This window comes from Pseudomonas graminis (assembly GCF_013201545.1).
In the GTDB taxonomy this organism is placed as follows: domain Bacteria; phylum Pseudomonadota; class Gammaproteobacteria; order Pseudomonadales; family Pseudomonadaceae; genus Aquipseudomonas.
The window spans coordinates 1,775,585-1,793,525 of record NZ_CP053746.1; the positions used below are offsets into that span (position 1 = coordinate 1,775,585).

A 17,941-nucleotide genomic window follows, 5' to 3' on the forward strand; every position below is an offset into this window, starting at 1 on the left:
GGCTGTGACCTCGACAGTGGGACCGGCTTTAGCCGAGTAGGCGTCAGCAGTCACACCGCACATCTATGGTTTTTGCGAATTACTTCACGTTCACTTTTGAGAAATCCTGACGACCAAACGGGCTGACGCTGTAGCCCTCGACATTCTTGCGGATCAGGGCATAGGCTGTTGGATGTGCGAGCGGCAGCCACAGTGCCTGCTTCTGGATTTGCTCTTGAGCCTGGTGATACAGCGTGCTGCGCTGCGCCTGATCGGTCACGGCCTTGCCCTTGCTGATCAGCTTGTCCAGCCCCTCGTCGCAATAGCGCGCGAAGTTGGTGCCGGATTTGACTGCAGCGCAGGAGAACTGCGGTGTCAGGAAGTTATCCGGATCGCCGTTATCACCCGACCACCCCATGAACAGCAGGTCATGCTCACCGGTTTTGGCGCGGCGAATCAGCTCACCCCATTCAATGACCTTGATCTCTGCCTTGATCCCTACCGCTGCCAGATCGCTCTGCAGTAACTGCGCGCCGGCGTTCGGGTTGGGATTAAGCAAGCTGCCCGACGGCCGAGTCCAGATCGTCGTCTTGAAGCCGTCTTTCAGCCCGGCCTTGGCCAGCAGCTCCCTGGCTTTCGCCACGTCATGCTTGTAGCCCGGCAGGTCACTGGCGTAGCCCCAGGTGTTAGGCGGATACGGACCGTTGGCCGGGCGCGCCGATCCTTCGAACACCGCTTTCAGGTAAGTATCTTTGTCGAACGCCAGGTTAATTGCCTGACGCACTTCCGGCTTGTCCAGCGGAGGGTGCTGACTGTTGATCGCCAGGAAAGCGGTCATGAAGGCGTCGGTCTTTTCGACCCTCAAGTTTGAATCCTTCGCGGCCTCAGCGACATCCAGCGGCTTGGGAGACAGGGCAACCTGGCATTCATTGCGGCGAATGCGTTGCAGGCGAACGTTGGCGTCCGGGGTGATCGCGTAGACCAGCGTATCGACGGCGGGCTTGCCGGCGAAGTAATCCGGATTGGACTCGTAACGCACCACCGAGTCTTTCTGGAAGCGTTTGAAGACGAATGGGCCGGTGCCGATTGGCTGGCTATTAAGCTTCTCCGGAGTGCCAGCCTTCAACAGCTGCGCGGTGTACTCGGCGGAATAAATAGAAGCGAAACCCATGCTGAGCGTCGCCAGAAAAGTCGCGTCCGGGTGATCCAGAGTGATGCGCACTGTGTTGGCGTCGGTCGCTTCGACTTTCTTGATGAGCGATGGCCATTGCATGGATTGCGCGTGGGGGAAGCCCTGCACAGCGACCTTATTCCACGGATTGGCCGGATCGAGCATGCGCTGGAAGCTGAACACCACGTCATCAGCGTTGAGCTCACGCGTGGGGGTGAAATAGTCGGTGTGATGGAATTTCACGCCAGCGCGAAGTTTGAAGTCGTAGGTCAGCCCGTCAGGCGACACATTCCAGCTCTGCGCCAGGCTCGGGACAAGCTTGGCGTCCTTGGCGTCATAGTCCACCAGGCGATTCATCAGCACGTCGGCCGACGCGTTCGTGGTGGTCAGCGAGTTGTACTGCACCACGTCGAAGCCTTCGGGGCTGGCTTCCGTGCAGACGCTCAGCGTCGTTGCCGCCTGGGCCAGTAATGGCGTGGACAGGGACGCGAGCAACAGGGGTAGAACGGCTAGGCGCATGGCGATTTTCCTTTCAGAGAGAGCCCATCTGCCGGCGCAGTCTGGAGAGTCAGTAACCCTAGACCATCGATTGGCGCAGAACAATCGCCGCTGCGCGACGAGTGGTATATTTCCCGCCGCGCCTAACGCCGCTGGCGTTACCGGGTTGAATGGCGCGGCTATCTGGCAGGCAATTCGTGGTTTGTGTTGTTGCACCGGGGGCTTTCTGGTATAAAGCAGCGCTCTTTTCTAGGGGCCCGCTGCCTTCACCGCAGGTGTGGCCGGTAAGACCCCTGAAGAAACGCGGCGCCTGGCGCCAAATGACTGAGAGATTAAGCGGCCAACCCATGCCGGGTTGGGCATGTGGTTTTAGAGGGCTGAGGCATGTCGAGAGTATGTCAAGTTACCGGTAAGGGTCCGGTAACCGGGAATAACATTTCCCACGCAAACAACAAAACCCGTCGTCGTTTCCTGCCAAACCTGCAGCATCACCGCTTCTGGGTTGAAGAAGAGAAACGCTTCGTACGTCTGCGCGTATCTGCTAAAGGCATGCGTATCATCGACAAGCGTGGTATCACGGTTGTTCTGGCCGAAATCCGCCGTGCTGGCGCGAAGGTCTAAGGGAGAAAATCATGCGTGAATTGATCCGTTTGGTGTCGACCGCTAACACCGGCCACTTCTACACCACCGACAAGAACAAGCGCACGACTCCGGACAAAATCGAAATTAAAAAATTCGATCCGGTTGTTCGTAAGCACGTGATCTACAAAGAAGCCAAAATCAAGTAATTGATTTTTGCGTCTTACAAAAAAGCCCGCAGCGATGCGGGCTTTTTTGTGGGCGATCATTCAGGCCTTCTGTTCGAACACCACATAGATCTTGCGGCATGCCTCCAGCACTTCCCACGTGCCTTTGAATCCTGCTGGAATCACAAATCGATCGCCCGCGCGCAGGGTTTTCGACTTGCCTGCGTTGTCACGGATGATCGAGACGCCCTGCACGATTTCACAGTATTCATGCTCGGTGTAGTTCACTTTCCACTGACCGACTTCCCCTTCCCAGACGCCTGCATTCAGCTGCCCGCATGGGCTGTTGTAGTGGTTGTAAACCGTCTGATTAGGCTCGCCTTTGAGAATCTTTTCGGCGGCAGGGGTGAAACGCTCCGCTGCGGTAGTGGCTTCGCTGAAGTCGACGATGCTTTCGATGCTCATATCTGATTCCTGAAGTGGGCGCTGCGTGATTGTTGCTCGCCGAGGGCCGGATGGAAAGCGCAGGCGAGCCCAGGCGGCTGTTGAATAAAATGCACGATCCGGTCAGGTTTCGCCCACTTATGTCCAATATATTGGAAATTCGCCCAATGCTGGTTTAGGGTGGCGAATGCCTTCGGCCGATCCGATGACGCGTCAGGCCCTGTCCTGAAGCCCGATTGGAGTACGAAGACGCGCCTATTTCATAAGAGGAGGACGTTTCATGACCACCCTGACTCATGCTGACTGGGAACAACGCGCCCAGGATCTGAAAATCGAAGGCCGTGCTTTCATCAACGGTGAATACACAGACGCCGCATCCGGCTCGACGTTCGACTGCATCAGTCCGGTCGATGGCCGCTTCCTCGCTCACGTTGCCAGTTGTGACGCCGCCGATGCCCAGCGCGCCGTTGAAAACGCCCGGGCCACGTTCAACTCCGGCGTCTGGTCGCGATTGGCGCCGGCCAAGCGCAAGGCAGCCATGCTTCGTTTGGCCGAGCTGATCAACGAGAACGTCGAAGAGCTCGCGCTGCTCGAAACCCTCGACATGGGCAAGCCCATCAGCGACTCCTACGGCATCGACATTCCTGGCTCCGCTCAGGCGTTGAGCTGGAGCGGTGAGGCCATCGACAAGCTATATGACGAAGTGGCGCCCACGCCGCACGATCAATTGGGCCTGGTGACTCGCGAGCCGATCGGTGTTGTAGCGGCCATCGTGCCGTGGAATTTCCCGCTGTTGATGGCTTCCTGGAAGCTGGGTCCTGCGCTGTCGAGCGGCAACTCGGTAATCCTCAAGCCGTCGGAAAAATCCCCGCTGACCGCCATCCGGGTTGCTCAGCTCGCCATTGAGGCCGGTATTCCGGCCGGCGTGCTGAATGTGCTACCGGGTTACGGCCACACCGTGGGTAAGGCACTGGCGCTACACATGGATGTCGACACGGCGGTGTTCACCGGTTCGACGAAGATCGCCAAGCAGTTACTGATCTACTCGGGCGAATCGAACATGAAGCGCGTCTGGCTGGAAGCCGGCGGCAAAAGCCCGAATATCGTCTTCGCCGATGCGCCGGATCTGCAGGCGGCGGCGGAATCCGCGGCCAGCGCAATTGCTTTCAACCAGGGCGAGGTCTGTACGGCCGGCTCCCGCCTGTTGGTCGAGCGCTCGATCAAGGACAAATTCCTGCCGATGGTGATCGAAGCGCTTAAAGCCTGGAAGCCGGGTAACCCGCTTGATCCGTCAACCACCGTCGGCGCGCTGGTCGATACCCAGCAGATGAACACCGTACTGTCGTACATCGAAGCCGGCCACACCGACGGCGCCAAGCTCGTCGTCGGCGGCAAGCGCATTCTTCAGGAAACCGGCGGCACCTACGTCGAGCCGACGATTTTCGACGGCGTGACCAATGCCATGAAGATCGCTCAGGAAGAGATCTTCGGGCCAGTGCTCTCTGTGCTGACCTTCGATACCGCTGAAGAAGCCATTCAGATTGCCAACGACACGCCTTACGGCCTGGCCGCGGCGGTGTGGACGGCTGACTTGTCCAAGGCGCATCTGACCGCGAAGGCGTTGCGCGCTGGCAGCGTGTGGGTCAATCAGTACGATGGCGGCGACATGACTGCGCCGTTTGGTGGCTTCAAGCAGTCCGGCAACGGGCGCGACAAGTCGCTGCACGCGTTCGATAAATACACCGAGCTGAAAGCGACCTGGATCAAGCTGTAAGCGGCCGCGCGCGCTTCAACACTCAGGCGCTGTAAAAACCAACGCAGCCGGGCTTTCATCAAAGCCCGGCTGTTTTGTTTCGTCCTTTTGAGCCACAGGAGCGTGGTGATGCGTTGGGGTACTTATTTCGCTGTGCTGGCGTCGGTATTGAGCGTCGGTCTGGCGCTGGGCGTGAGCATGCCGCTGGTGTCCCTGCGGCTGGAGGCCTGGGGTTACGGTGCGTTTGCCATTGGCGTCATGGCTGCGATGCCGGCCATTGGCGTGCTGCTGGGCGCAAGTCTTGCCAGCCGGCTCGCTTCAAGACTCGGTACCGCCAACCTGATGCGGCTGTGCCTGTGGGCCGGGTCATTTTCAGTGGGTTTGCTGGCGTTATTGCCCAATTACTGGATCTGGCTGGTATTGAGGCTGATGCTCGGGACGATCCTGACCATCGTCTTCGTGCTCGGCGAGAGCTGGATCAACCAGTTGGTGATCGAACGGCTGCGCGGCAAGCTGGTGGCGCTGTACGGCAGTTCCTACGCGCTGAGTCAGTTGGGCGGGCCGGTGCTGCTGGGTTTCATTGGCACGGAAGCAGATTATGGGTTCTGGGTCGGGACCCTGTTGCTGGCGGTATCGCCGTTTCTATTGCTGGGCAGAACAGGCGCGCCGAGCGCGGAATCCAGCCATGTGACGCTGCGCGATCTCGGCGGCTTCTGTCGGAGTTTGCCGGCCATTGCGTGGGCCATCGCTTTATTCGCCGGGTTTGAAGCGATGATTCTGACCTTGCTGCCGGTGTATTGCCTGCAACAGGGCTTCACGCCTGAAGTGGCTTTGGCGATGGTCAGCACCGTGGTGGTGGGTGATGCGCTTCTGCAACTGCCGATTGGTGCGCTGGCCGACAGGGTGTCGCGTCGGCGGCTGTTTTCCGGGTGTGCGCTGGTGCTGATGGTGTCGAGCCTGGCGATCCCGCTGCTGGTCGACACAATCGCCATCTGGCCGCTGTGGGTACTGTTCGGCGCCAGTGCGGGCGGGTTGTTCACGCTGTCGCTGATTTTGATTGGCGAGCGCTACCGCGATGACGCTTTGGTGCGCGCCAATGCCCATGTCGCTCAGCTGTGGGGGATCGGTTGCCTGCTCGGCCCCTTGGCGGCAGGCGCTGGCAGCCAGTGGGTCAGCGGTCAGGCGCTGCCGTTGCTGATGGCGGCGGGGGCGCTGGGGTTGGTGATCCTGTCCCAGCGTCCCAAGGCCTTTGGAGCGCAGGCGGTGGCGGCTTAAAGCATCTTTTCCAGGCCGACTGCCGTGCTGAACCAGGCGTTCATCCGGCGCCACCAGTCGCCAGGCTCTTTGGACAGCGTGTGGATTTTGCCGTTGTCCTCGGTCACCCACACCAGCCGGTTGTTTTCCAGCTTGACCTGATAGCTGATGGCCGGCGCCATACCCTGAAGCGCCAGCTCGCGCAGGTATTCGGTCAGCTCGGGGCTATCGACCAGCACGCCGACTTCGGTGTTCCACAGCACTGACCGTGGATCGAAATTGAACGAACCCACGAACATCTTCTGTCGATCAAAAATCATCGCCTTGCTGTGCAGGCTCGATTCCGAGCCGCCCTTGATCAGGTTTGTGTGCAGAAATGCAGGTCCGCTGCCCTTGGCGTTGCTCGGATCACCTGGCTGACGGCGCAGTTCGAATAGCTGCACGCCGTGCTCCAGCAGTGCTCGGCGGTAGGGCGCGTAACCGCCGTGTACCGCCGGCACGTCGGTGGCCTCCAGCGAATTCGTCAGCAGGTTCACCGACACGCCTTTGTCCGAGAGTCCGGTCAGGTACACCAAGCCTTCCTGCCCGGGCACGAAATAGGCTGAGATCAGCATCAGTTCCTTGTGCACGCGGCCCAGATCAGGACTCAATTGAGTCGCCAGCAGCAGATGCGGGTCGGGCTCGCCCCGTGACAGCACCTTGGTCGGCGCGTCCCACAACGCCTGGTTGTGCGCCCAGATCAGCTCATTGAGCCAAGTCTTCATGCGCGGGTGAGTCCGATAGTCCATCAGCCGTTCATACAGGGCCTTCTTCTCAACGTGGGCCTGATCCAGCGACTCGGCCAGCAGAGCGCGCGCTTTGGTCAGATCCTTACGATCGGGTGGCCAGTAGAGGAAGTCGTTGATCGGCTTGCTGAGCGCGCTGTTCCAGTACTGATCGAAACTGTGACCCAGCTGTTCCGCCACCGGGCCCACGCTGAGCATGTCGATGTCGGTGAAATTCAGATTGGGTTCGGCGTCGAAATACTCGTCACCCAGATTGCGCCCGCCGACGATGGCCACGGCGCCGTCGGCCAGCCACAGCTTATTGTGCATGCGTCGATGCTGCTGGGACAGATTGAACAGCCGGCCCAGATTACGGGTGGCGCCCATGCTGCGGCCCAGATTGAGCGGATTGAACAGGCGAATCTGAATGTTCGGGTGCGCAGCGAGTGTGGCGATGACTTCATCCAGCCCGTCGCTGGTGGTGTCGTCCAGCAGGATGCGCACGCGGACGCCGCGGTCGGCAGCTTTGAGCAATTCGTCAACCAGTGCCCGCGTGCTCAGGCCGTCGTGAACGATGTAGTACTGCAGATCCAGGCTGGTTTTGGCGTTGCGAATCAGCTCGGCGCGGGCCATGAAGGCTTCGGTGCTGTTGGGCAGCAGGCGGAAGCCTGAGCGCCCTTCGTGAGGTGCGGCCTGGGCCATGATCGAGCGGCCGAACGAGGACTGCGCCGCCGGCAGCGTCTGACTCGGTCCGTCAGGGGCGGGCGTGTGCGCACAACCGCTGAGGCCGAGGGCGAGAGCCAGAAGGAGGGGCACCGCCCGTAAGTTCGTCAACGCGGTCATCCGAAAATCAGTCATGGCGATATGACCGCGCTTTCTCCTAAAGGTTAAAAGCCGCAAATGGTTAAAAGCTTCAAAAGGTTTAGCTGCAAAGGTCATGCAGGGTCGGTCCGCTGCATGAGCAGCGCCGTGGCAGCGCCGACCTTGCGCACCGCGTCCTCGATTTGCGCGGTCGGCTTGGCGGCGAAGTTCATCCGCAGGCAGTTTCTGTATTTGCCGGACGCTGAAAAGATGCTGCCGACGGCAATCTGTACGCCTTGCCCCTGCAGCGCGCGGTTCAGGCGCAACGAATCGAAGTCTTCCGGCAGCTCGATCCACAGCATGAAGCCGCCTTGGGGACGGCTCACACGGGTGCCCTCTGGAAAATAACGCGTGACCCAGCCGGTCATCAGGTCGCGACTGCGCTGGTACTGTCCACGCATCCGGCGCATATGCGGTTCGTAGTGCCCGGCCTTGAGAAAATCGGAGATCGCCAGTTGCGGCTGGGTCGCGGTGGAGCCGGTGCTGATGTATTTCATGTGCAGGGCGCGATCAAGGTATCGGCCGGGGGCGACCCATCCGACGCGCAACCCCGGCGCCAACGTCTTGGAAAACGAGCTGCAGAGCAGGACGCGGCCGTCTTCGTCGAAGGATTTGATCGTGCGCGGGCGAGGGTAGGTGTAGGCCAGATCGCCATACACATCGTCTTCGATGATCGCCACATCGAAGCGTTGCGCCAGGGTCAGCAGTGCGCGTTTACGGTCCTCCGGCATGATGTAGCCCAGCGGGTTGTTGCAGCTCGGCGTCAGCTGTATGGCCTTGATCGGCCACTGTTCCAGCGCCAACTCCAATGCGTCGAGGCTGATGCCGGTGAGCGGGTCGGTGGGGATTTCCAGGGCTTTCATGCCCAGCCCCTTGAGCGCCTGCATGGCGCCGTGAAAGCTGGGCGAGTCAACTGCGACGATGTCGCCCGGCTGGCACACCGAACGGATGCAGATGGCCAGCGCCTCTTGGGCGCCAGTGGTGATCACCAGATCGTCCGAATCGATGTTGGTGCCGGAATCCAGCAGCAGCCGCGCGACTTGTTCCCTCAGGCAGCGCCGACCGTGGATGTTGTCGTAATACAGCCCGGGCATGTCCGAGCGGCGGCTGATCCTGCCCAGCGCCTGGGTCAGTGGGCGCAAGGTCGGGCTGGTGACGTCGGGCATGCCGCGACCCAGTTGAACCACGTCCGGGCTGGGAGCAGCCCTAGCCAGTTCCAGCACTTGATCCCACTGGGAGATTTCCACCGGGCGCTGCGCGGGCCGGCCGATCGCAGGCAGGGCGGGCGTCTTGCGGTCAGCCGGTACGAAATACCCGGACTTGGGACGTGGCAGTGCAAGGCCGTTGTCTTCCAGCAATCGATACGCCTGTTGCACCGTGCTCAGGCTGACGCCGTGCTCAAGACTCAACGCACGCACCGAGGGCAGTCGGTCCCCGGGGCGATAAAAGCCGTTTTCGATGCGCGTGCCAAGTAATTCGGCAAGGTTGACGTAGAGGGTCATGGCGTAATCCCACAAGGCGGAACGATCGGTAACCGATACAGATGTGGGGAAAGTACAGCATTCAGCCCGGTTAGAAACCAATCTGTATGCAAAGAATAATAATTCTTTGGATCTGTAATGGTTTTGCATACAGACGCATCATGAATTCACTCGAAACCCACCATGAGGTGTCTGGAAATGAGCGGAATAAGTGATGTTCGGTTAACGCTGTATGCAGGCGAGCTGGTCCGTGAGCATGACGCAGGCTTGCGCATCAACGCGCCGGAAGGGCTGGGGTTGTGGGGGTTGTTTCAGCATCGCCGAGCCAGTCGGCGCGCGTTACTGAAGCTGACTGACGAGCAGTTGAAGGATATTGGTTTGAGCAGCGAGCAGGCGCGCCATGAAGGGCTCAAGCCGTTCTGGCGGGAATGAGGCCCTTAACGCAGTCGGCCTCGCAGCGGCGAGTTTCGTTACACCAGCTCTTTGAAACGGTGCCACAACATACCCAGCGCCAGCAGCGGCGAGCGCAAATGTTTGCCACCGGGGAAGGTGATGTGAGGGACTTTGGCAAAGAGCTCGAACCCGCCGCTGTGTTGGCCGCTGATGGCTTCGGCGAGTAACTTCCCGGCCAGATGCGTTGCGTTCAGCCCGTGCCCCGCATACGCCTGGGCATAGAACACGTTCGGATGTGTGTGCAGTCGCCCGATCTGCGGCAAGCGATTGGCGCCGATGCCGATCATTCCGCCCCACTGAAAATCGATTTTCACGTCTCTGAGCTGAGGGAACACCTTGAGCATCTTCGGCTGCATGTATGCGGCAATGTCGCTCGGGTCCCGGCCTGAGTAGTGACAAGCGCCGCCGAACAGCAAGCGCCGATCAGCCGACAGCCGAAAATAATCGACCGCTACACGCTGATCGCACATCGCGGTATTGCGCGGAATCAGTTGGCTAGCGAGCTCTTCGCTCAGCGGCTCGGTGGCAATGACGTAACTGCCTGCGGGCAAGACCTTTCCGCTCAACTCTTCATCGAGCGCGTTGAGATAAGCATTACAGCCCAGCACCAGCGTACTGGCTCGCACCAAACCCCGGGCTGTGTGAATATTGACCTCTGCCCCGTATTCCAAGCGCGTCGCTGCCGAGTGTTCGAACACCTGCACGCCCAGTGACTGGGCGATGGCGGCTTCTCCCAGCGCCAGGTTCAGCGGATGCAGGTGGCCCGAGCCCATGTCCAGCATGGCGCCAGCATAGTTGGGTGAGCCGATGACGCTACTGAGGTTGCCCGCTTCAATCAATTCAAGCGGGTGTCGGTATCCCAGGCTGCGCAGCTCTTCGGCGTCTTTGGCAAAACCCTCGAATTCCCTGGGCTTGTTCGCCAGATCGCAGTAGCCCCAGGTCAGGTCGCAGTCGATCTGGTATTTGTTGACGCGCTCGCGGACGATTTCCACCGCTTCGAGGCCCATCAGCTTGAGCTGACGAACGCCGTCCTCGCCGATGATATTGCTGAACTGGTCTACATCGTGGCCGACGCCCCGGATCAGTTGCCCGCCGTTGCGCCCGCTCGCGCCCCAGCCGATCTTGTGTGCTTCCAGCAGCACCACTTTCAAGCCGCGTTCAGCCAGCTCGATCGCCGTGTTCAGCCCGGAAAACCCGCCGCCGATGATGCAGACGTCGGTTTTGATCTCGCCGTGCAGGGCAGGGTAGTCAGCCTGAGGATGGCGGGTGGTGGCGTAGTAAGAGGCCGCGTGATCAGACAATCCGGGCTGGGGAGACCGAGCATTCATGTTGAATATCCCGAGAGCACTGTTTGGAAAATTTTACGGAGGGTAGCGGGGTCGGGGTGCCCGGGCAAGAAAATGCCGGCGGATGATCATCCGGGTGTCAGTCGCAGCGGCGCTGGGGCACAATCACCACCTTTAACAGGGAAAAACTGCCGCTATGAGCTGCAACAGCGAGACAATCCGCGATCTGCGGCGGCAGATTCCGTCGTTCGAATGCGTGCCGGGTTGCCACGATTGCTGTGGGCCGGTGACCACGTCGTCCGAAGAAATGTCGCGTTTGCCCCGCAAGACGCCGGCCGAGCAGGAAGCGGCGCTCAACGAGCTGAACTGCGTACACCTGGGGCCCAACGGCTGCACCGTCTACGACGAGCGGCCGCTGATTTGTCGTCTGTTCGGTACCACCAAGACCCTTCCATGCCCCAACGGTCGCCGCCCTGAGGTCCTGATTCATCCCCGCGCCGAGAAACACGTGCATGAGTTCATCGCCTCGACGCGGCAAGTATTGGTTTAGCCGATGCCATTTACGGTGAGCTCGTTGCGGATGATTACTCCGGAATCGGCAGGCACAAACTCTCCTTCACCTCTTCCATCACGATGTAGCTCTTGGACTCCCGCACATGGGGCAGCTTGAGCAGGATGTCGCCCAGCAACTTGCGGTACGACGCCATCTCGGAAATCCGCGCTTTTACCAGATAGTCGAAATCCCCTGACACCAGATGGCATTCCAGCACATGGGGCAGTTTGAGCACCGCGCGGCGGAATTCTTCAAAGGTGTCGCCAGACTTGTAGTCCAGGCTGATCTCGACGAACACCAACAAACTGGCTTTAAGGTTCTGCGGATTGAGGCGGGCGTTGTAGCCCATGATGATGCCTTCACGCTCCAGACGCCGGACCCGCTCCGTACACGGCGTGGTAGACAGTCCAACCCGTTCGCCCAGTTCGGTGAAGGAGATCCGGCCGTCGTTTTGCAGGATGCGCAGGATGTTGCGGTCGATCTTGTCCAGCTCGCGTTTGGACTGGTGCTGGGTACGCATCGAAGAGCCCTCTGCCAAAGCGTCGGTTGCCGAGAAGAAATGCCGAATATAGGCGTTTATATAGTCAAAAGCACTGCTCACGCCTTTTTATACTGCGCACATCCTTGCTTAAAACTTGAAAACGTCAGCGGATATCCGCGATGAGGGAATCAACATGCGCGTTCTGGTCCTTGGAAGTGGCGTAATCGGTACCACCAGTGCGTATTACCTGGCGCGTGCGGGCTTCGAGGTGACTGTCGTTGACCGTCAACCGGCCGCTGCCATGGAAACCAGTTTCGCCAACGCCGGACAGGTGTCGCCGGGCTACGCTTCGCCATGGGCGGCGCCGGGTGTGCCGCTCAAGGCGCTGAAATGGTTGCTGCAGCGCCATGCGCCGCTGGCCATCAAAGCCACGGCGGATATCGATCAGTACCTGTGGATGGCGCAGATGCTGCGCAACTGCACCCAGAATCGCTATGCGGTGAACAAAGAGCGCATGGTTCGCCTCTCCGAATACAGCCGCGACTGCCTCGATGAGCTGCGTGCCGAGACCGGCATTGCCTACGAGGGCCGCAGCCTGGGCACGACTCAGTTGTTCCGCACTCAGGAACAGCTGGATAACGCCGCCAAGGACATCGCTGTTCTCGAACAGGCCGGCGTGCCCTATGAAGTGCTCGACCGCGAAGGCATTGCCCGGGTTGAACCGGCGTTGGCCAGCGTCAGCAACATCCTCAGTGGCGCGCTGCGCCTTCCGAACGATCAGACCGGCGACTGCCAGCTGTTCACCACGCGTCTGGCCGAGATGTGCGTGAAGCTGGGCGTTGAGTTCCGCTTCGGCCAGTCCATCGAGTCCATTGATTTCGCCGGCGACACCATCAATGGCGTGCGCATCAACGGCAAGCTCGAAACCGCCGACCGCTACGTGCTGGCCCTCGGCAGCTATTCGCCGCAACTGCTCAAGCCGCTTGGCATCAAGGCGCCGGTTTATCCGCTCAAGGGCTATTCGCTGACGGTGCCAATCACCGACCCGGCGATGGCGCCGACGTCGACCATCCTGGACGAGACCTACAAGGTCGCGATTACCCGCTTCGACAACCGCATTCGTGTGGGCGGAATGGCCGAGATCGCGGGCTTCGACCTGTCGCTCAATCCTCGTCGCCGCGAAACCCTGGAGATGATCGTCAACGATCTCTATCCTCACGGCGGCGACCTGCAGCAGGCCAGCTTCTGGACCGGCCTGCGCCCGACGACGCCGGACGGAACGCCTATCGTGGGCGCCACGCCCTATCGCAATCTGTTCCTCAACACCGGCCATGGCACATTGGGTTGGACGATGGCCTGCGGATCAGGCAGATTGCTGGCTGACCTGATCGCGCGCAAAACACCGCAGATCAGTGCTGAAGGCCTCGATATTTCTCGTTATGGCAGTTCCAGGGAGATCGCAAAACATGTCCATTCAGCGCCAGCTCACCAATGAGCGCATGAGCCAGTTGGTCGTCCATAACGGCACCGTTTACCTTGCCGGGCAAGTGGCCGACGACATGGCAGGGGGTATCGAGCAACAGACCCGCGAGACGCTCCACAACATCGAGCGATTGCTGGACCTGGCCGGTACCGACAAGACCCGCATACTGTCGGTGACGATTTACCTGAAAGACATCGACGCGCACTTTGCCGGCATGAACAGTGTTTGGGACACATGGCTGCCAAGAGGCCTTGCGCCTGCACGTGCGACGGTTGAAGCGAAGCTGTGCGAGCCGGAGATTCTGGTTGAACTGTCGGTGGTTGCGGCGCTGCCATAGCTGACTCACCTATATCCATTTATTGACCAACAAGAAGCCCCACCATGCGTCCAGCCCGCGCCCTTATCGACCTTCAAGCCTTGCGCCACAACTACCAGTTGGCGCGTGACACCGCTGGCGCGAGGGCGCTTGCCGTTATCAAAGCGGATGCCTACGGCCATGGTGCGGTGCGAGTTGCACAGGCACTGGAATCCGAAGCCGACGGCTTTGCTGTAGCCTGCATCGAAGAAGCGCTGGAGCTGCGTCAGGCCGGCATCAAAGCGCCCATTTTGCTGTTGGAAGGCTTCTTTGAAGCCGACGAACTGGCGCTGATGGTCGAGCATGATTTCTGGTGCGTGGTGCATTCCCTCTGGCAACTCGACGTCATCGAGCAAACCGCCCTCGGCAAGCCGCTGAATGTGTGGCTGAAGATGGATTCAGGCATGCATCGCGTCGGCATTCACCCGGCGGATTTTCAGGCGGCCCATCGGCGGCTGCTGAACAGCGGCAAGGCCGCGAAAATTGTCCTGATGACCCACTTCGCCCGCGCCGACGAGCTCGATAGCGCGCGCACCGACGAGCAAGTGGCGATTTTTCAATCGGCGCGCGCCGGCCTGACCGCCGAAGTCAGCCTGCGCAATTCCCCCAGTGTTATGGGCTGGCCCAGCGTGCCGAGTGACTGGGTGCGTCCGGGGATCATGATCTACGGCGCGACGCCTTTCGATCAGCCGCAGACGATCGCCGATCGTTTGCAGCCGGTAATGACCCTCGAGTCTCGCGTCATCTGCGTGCGCGATCTGCCCGTCGGTGAGCCGGTGGGCTACGGCGGTACATTCGTCGCCGAACGAAATATGCGCATCGGTGTGGTCGCGATGGGCTATGCCGACGGCTATCCGCGCCAGGCGCCCACCGGCACTTCCGTGATGGTCGACGGCCATCGCAGCCAGTTGCTCGGGCGTGTGTCGATGGACATGCTCTGCGTGGACCTCACCGACGTGCCGGGCGCAGGGCTGGGCAGCCGCGTCGAACTGTGGGGGAAGAACATTCTTATCAGTGACCTTGCATCCAGCGCAGACATGATCCCCTATCAAATCCTATGCAATCTCAAGCGCGTGCCCAGGTTCTATACCGGGGCCTGATCGCCATTCGCCAACTGTGTAAATCACCCTTAGGCGGCCAGTCTCGGCCGCCAGTCCCTTTGCTGATCCGGCCATGGGCTCAAGTGTTGTAAATACTGAACGCTGTTGCCATGATGGCGGCCACTTGACTCAACTTGATTATCAGGAGGAATGCCGCATTGGACGTCGGTGAACGACTGCAATCCATTCGTAAACTCAAAGGTCTGTCCCAACGTGAACTCGCCAAACGAGCGGGCGTGACCAACAGCACCATCTCCATGATCGAGAAGAACAGCGTCAGCCCCTCGATCAGCTCCCTGCGCAAGGTGCTGGGCGGCATACCGATGTCCATGGTGGAGTTCTTTTCCGAAGAGCTCGAACCCGAAAACCCGACCCAGGTGGTCTACAAAGCCAGTGAACTGATCGATATCTCGGACGGTGCCGTGACCATGAAACTGGTCGGCAAATCCCATCCGGGCCGGGCCATTGCGTTTCTTTCCGAGGTCTATCCGCCGGGCGCGGACACCGGCGTCGAGATGCTCGTTCACGAGGGTGAGGAGACCGGTATTCTGGTCGAGGGCCGTCTTGAGCTAGTGGTCGGTCTGGACACCTACGTGCTCGAAGAGGGCGACAGTTACTACTTCGAGAGCTCCCGACCCCATCGCTTTCGCAACCCGTACGACGTCCCTGCGCGACTCATCAGCGCGGCCACGCCGGCGAATTTCTGATCATCAATATGATTAACCGAAAACTGATCGTCCTCGGCCTGGCCGTCTTGCTCTTCGCTGCTACTGCCGACGCGACGATGCGCTGCGGCACGGCGCTTATCAGTTTGGGCGACACCGCCGATGTGGTCCGCCAGAAGTGCGGGGCGCCTGACAGCAGTGTTGATCAAATGCCTGCGCTGCGAAGCAACGGCGTACCCAGGCTCGGCTTTGCAAAGGTCAGTTTGTGGGTGTATGGCCCTCGTAACGGCGCAAAACAACACCTGCGGTTTATCGAGGACAAGCTGGTAGAGATCGAGACAAAGCGGGATTGAGTCGCCGACTGGCAGTCGTGTTTAAGGGCGCAAGCGGCGCAATGCAGCAAATCCCCTGAAGGCCCGGTCCAACCGCTATCAAATAACAAAATCAGGAGAGGCCGGATGCCGCATTCCTGCTCGATCGAGCAAGCTGTCGATCACGTGTTGGCTGAATTGCCGGCGCACATCCATATGGGTATGCCGCTGGGGTTGGGCAAGCCCAATCGCTTCGCCAACGCGTTGTACACCCGAATCAAATCGCTGCCCGATCGGCATCTCACTATCTATACCGCGCTGTGCCTCGGGCGTCCCGATGGCGGCGACGGTTTGCAGGGACGGTTTCTCGAGCCCTTTCTGGAGCGCGTCTTCGACGATTACCCTGAACTGGATTTCCTCGCCGACCTGCGCCGGGACAACCTCCCGCCCAATATTCACGTGCAGCAGTTCTTCATGCAGCCCGGCAGCCTGCTGGGCAGCGTCGAAGCGCAGCAGGATTACGTCAGCAGCAACTACAGCCACGCTGCGCGGGATATCAATGCCAATGGTTTGAATCTGATCGCACAATTGATCGCCCGCGACCCGCAACGGCCCGATCACCTCAGCCTGAGCTGCAATCCCGACATCACTCTTGACCTGCTGCCCCTGGTGGAAAAACGCCGTGCGGCGGGCGAACGCATTCTGGTGCTGGGCCACGTCCACTCGGATCTGCCGTATATGCAGGGCGATGCCGAGGTCGGCCTCGACACCTTCGACCTCCTGATCGAGTACGAAGAACGCAGCACGCTTTTTTCAACGCCAAACATGCCGGTCGGTATTCAGGATCATTTCATTGGCTTGTACGCGAGCATGCTGGTGCGCGACGGCGGCACGCTGCAGATCGGCATCGGCTCGATGGGCGACGCCCTGACCGCTGCCTTGCTTGCGCGCCAGGCCGATAACGAAACCTACCGCGCATGCCTGGCCGAGCTGGACGGCATCTCCACCTGGAAGCCGTTGATCGAGGCGCAAGGCGGGGTGATGCCCTTCGCCACCGGGCTTTATGGCTGCAGCGAAATGCTGGTCAACGGTCTGCTGGTGCTGCTGGATGCGGGAATCATCCGGCGGAAGGTGTACGCCGACGTCGAGCTGCAGCAAATGGCCAACGACGGGGTTCTGGACGAATCGGTTTACAGCGACGGCGTGTTGATTCACGGCGGCTTCTTTGTCGGGCCGCGCAGCTTCTATGAGCGGCTGCGGGAATTCACGCCGGCGCAGATCGCGCAGATCAACATGACTGCGATCAGCTACATCAACGAGCTATACGGCAATGAGACGCTCAAGCGCCTGCAACGGCGGGATGCGCGTTTCATCAACAGTTGTTTCACGGTCACGTTGCTGGGCGCAGCGGTTTCAGATCAGTTGGCCGATGGCCGGGTGGTGAGCGGTGTCGGCGGGCAGTACAACTTCGTCGCTCAGGGCCATGCGCTGGAAGGCGCGCGCTCCGTGCTGATCCTGCGCAGCTGGCGTGAATCGGGCGGGGAGGTCAGTTCCAATATCGTCTGGGACTATGCCCACACGACGATCCCCAGGCATCTGCGTGACATCGTCGTCACCGAATACGGAATTGCCGATCTGCGCGGCAGGACGGATGCCGCGGTGATCGAAGCGCTGCTCAATATCAGCGACTCACGCTTCCAGCCGGGCCTTATCGACCAGGCGCAAAAGGCCGGCAAGCTGCCGAAGGATTTCCGCCTTGATCCGCTGTTCAGCCAGAACACGCCCGAGCGGCTGAAGGACATCCGCGACCAGTTCCCGTCGCTGTTCATCGAATACCCGTTGGGCAGCGATTTTACGGCTGAAGAGCGCGATCTGCTGCGCGCGCTGAACTGGTTGAAGAGCAAGTTCAAGCTCACGGAAATCATCGAGTTGGGCAAGGCCACGCTGGAGGCCCCTGACGCGAGCGCTTATCCGGAGCATCTGCAGCGCATGGGCCTTGATCATCCACAGGGGCTGCGAGAAGAGCTTTATCAGCGGCTGGTGCTGGCGGGGTTGCAAGCTACGGCCTAAGTCCGTTGTCTTTTGGAGGCGTAGGAACGCGCTGGGGGGGTGTCAGCCAACATCCATGTCACAGACCCACCGCCTTCGCGACCGTCGTAACCTCCGATCGCTCCTACAGTGGATTTGCGCCCGGCCCGGATTGTGAGTACCCGCACAAACCTGCAGGAGTAACCGGGGTGGCGCTCCACCTGGCGCGCGAATGGGGTGTGTCAGGCAACATTCATGAGACTGCCCCATCACCT

18 protein-coding genes are annotated in these 17,941 nt (G+C 60.2%); 12 read left to right on the forward strand and 6 right to left on the reverse strand.

Features of this window, described 5'->3' with window-relative positions; all coding sequences use genetic code 11:
• Positions 1–79 precede the first annotated feature (79 nt).
• Positions 80–1,669: an ABC transporter substrate-binding protein gene (locus FX982_RS08065; protein ID WP_172610265.1), complete on the reverse strand. Its 1,590-nt coding sequence runs from the start codon at positions 1,667–1,669 to the stop codon at positions 80–82.
• A 363-nt stretch (positions 1,670–2,032) separates the two neighbouring features.
• Here FX982_RS08065 and rpmB point away from each other — a divergent pair, with 363 nt between their 5' ends.
• Positions 2,033–2,269, forward strand: coding sequence for a 50S ribosomal protein L28 (rpmB, locus tag FX982_RS08070; protein WP_037016669.1), 237 nt, complete (start codon positions 2,033–2,035; stop codon positions 2,267–2,269).
• An 11-nt stretch (positions 2,270–2,280) separates the two neighbouring features.
• Complete coding sequence (gene rpmG, locus FX982_RS08075; RefSeq protein WP_010225867.1) at positions 2,281–2,436, forward strand: 50S ribosomal protein L33; 156 nt, start codon at positions 2,281–2,283, stop codon at positions 2,434–2,436.
• 60 nt (positions 2,437–2,496) lie between these two features.
• On the opposite strand, the gene FX982_RS08080 is transcribed toward rpmG, so the two are convergent.
• The gene (locus FX982_RS08080) at positions 2,497–2,859 is read right to left on the reverse strand and encodes a cupin domain-containing protein (protein ID WP_172610266.1); all 363 of its coding nucleotides are present in this window, start codon (positions 2,857–2,859) and stop codon (positions 2,497–2,499) included.
• 259 nt (positions 2,860–3,118) lie between these two features.
• Between FX982_RS08080 and FX982_RS08085 the strand changes: the two genes are divergently transcribed.
• Entirely contained in the window at positions 3,119–4,612 is a 1,494-nt protein-coding gene (locus FX982_RS08085) for an aldehyde dehydrogenase (RefSeq protein ID WP_172610267.1), read from the forward strand.
• A gap of 108 nt (positions 4,613–4,720) precedes the next feature.
• Positions 4,721–5,866 carry an MFS transporter gene (locus FX982_RS08090; RefSeq protein ID WP_172610268.1) on the forward strand — a complete coding sequence of 382 codons (1,146 nt, stop codon included), beginning with the start codon at positions 4,721–4,723 and terminating at the stop codon, positions 5,864–5,866.
• Here FX982_RS08090 and FX982_RS08095 read toward each other — a convergent pair.
• Both FX982_RS08095 and FX982_RS08100 read right to left on the reverse strand, forming a co-directional pair.
• Positions 5,863–7,452: a phospholipase D family protein gene (locus tag FX982_RS08095; RefSeq protein ID WP_172610269.1), complete on the reverse strand. Its 1,590-nt coding sequence runs from the start codon at positions 7,450–7,452 to the stop codon at positions 5,863–5,865. The genes FX982_RS08090 and FX982_RS08095 overlap by 4 nt on opposite strands.
• 92 nt (positions 7,453–7,544) lie before the next feature.
• The gene (locus FX982_RS08100) at positions 7,545–8,972 is read right to left on the reverse strand and encodes a PLP-dependent aminotransferase family protein (RefSeq protein WP_172610270.1); all 1,428 of its coding nucleotides are present in this window, start codon (positions 8,970–8,972) and stop codon (positions 7,545–7,547) included.
• A gap of 177 nt (positions 8,973–9,149) precedes the next feature.
• Here FX982_RS08100 and FX982_RS08105 point away from each other — a divergent pair, with 177 nt between their 5' ends.
• Positions 9,150–9,383, forward strand: coding sequence for a DUF1127 domain-containing protein (locus tag FX982_RS08105; protein ID WP_172610271.1), 234 nt, complete (start codon positions 9,150–9,152; stop codon positions 9,381–9,383).
• Between the two features lie 38 nt (positions 9,384–9,421).
• On the opposite strand, the gene FX982_RS08110 is transcribed toward FX982_RS08105, so the two are convergent.
• The gene (locus FX982_RS08110) at positions 9,422–10,732 is read right to left on the reverse strand and encodes an NAD(P)/FAD-dependent oxidoreductase (protein WP_172610272.1); all 1,311 of its coding nucleotides are present in this window, start codon (positions 10,730–10,732) and stop codon (positions 9,422–9,424) included.
• Positions 10,733–10,886: 154 nt separating this feature from the next.
• Here FX982_RS08110 and FX982_RS08115 point away from each other — a divergent pair, with 154 nt between their 5' ends.
• Positions 10,887–11,240: a YkgJ family cysteine cluster protein gene (locus FX982_RS08115; RefSeq protein WP_172610273.1), complete on the forward strand. Its 354-nt coding sequence runs from the start codon at positions 10,887–10,889 to the stop codon at positions 11,238–11,240.
• Between the two features lie 34 nt (positions 11,241–11,274).
• Here FX982_RS08115 and dadR read toward each other — a convergent pair whose 3' ends face one another.
• Positions 11,275–11,763, reverse strand: coding sequence for a transcriptional regulator DadR (gene dadR / locus FX982_RS08120; protein ID WP_065988245.1), 489 nt, complete (start codon positions 11,761–11,763; stop codon positions 11,275–11,277).
• A 154-nt stretch (positions 11,764–11,917) separates the two neighbouring features.
• On the opposite strand from dadR, the gene dadA reads away from it, so the two are divergent.
• From dadA to FX982_RS08150, 6 genes are all read left to right on the forward strand, one after another.
• Positions 11,918–13,219 carry a D-amino acid dehydrogenase gene (dadA, locus tag FX982_RS08125; protein WP_172610274.1) on the forward strand — a complete coding sequence of 434 codons (1,302 nt, stop codon included), beginning with the start codon at positions 11,918–11,920 and terminating at the stop codon, positions 13,217–13,219.
• Positions 13,191–13,544, forward strand: coding sequence for a RidA family protein (locus FX982_RS08130; RefSeq protein WP_122534154.1), 354 nt, complete (start codon positions 13,191–13,193; stop codon positions 13,542–13,544). Before dadA ends, FX982_RS08130 begins: the two co-directional genes overlap by 29 nt.
• Before the next feature lie 44 nt (positions 13,545–13,588).
• A complete protein-coding gene (alr, locus tag FX982_RS08135; RefSeq protein ID WP_172610275.1) occupies positions 13,589–14,662 on the forward strand; it encodes an alanine racemase in 1,074 nt (357 codons plus the stop codon).
• Positions 14,663–14,820: 158 nt separating this feature from the next.
• A complete protein-coding gene (locus FX982_RS08140; protein WP_122534152.1) occupies positions 14,821–15,369 on the forward strand; it encodes a cupin domain-containing protein in 549 nt (182 codons plus the stop codon).
• Positions 15,370–15,377: 8 nt separating this feature from the next.
• Positions 15,378–15,680 carry a DUF2845 domain-containing protein gene (locus tag FX982_RS08145; RefSeq protein ID WP_172610276.1) on the forward strand — a complete coding sequence of 101 codons (303 nt, stop codon included), beginning with the start codon at positions 15,378–15,380 and terminating at the stop codon, positions 15,678–15,680.
• A 105-nt stretch (positions 15,681–15,785) separates the two neighbouring features.
• Positions 15,786–17,708, forward strand: coding sequence for an acetyl-CoA hydrolase/transferase family protein (locus tag FX982_RS08150; protein ID WP_172610277.1), 1,923 nt, complete (start codon positions 15,786–15,788; stop codon positions 17,706–17,708).
• Positions 17,709–17,941 lie beyond the last annotated feature (233 nt).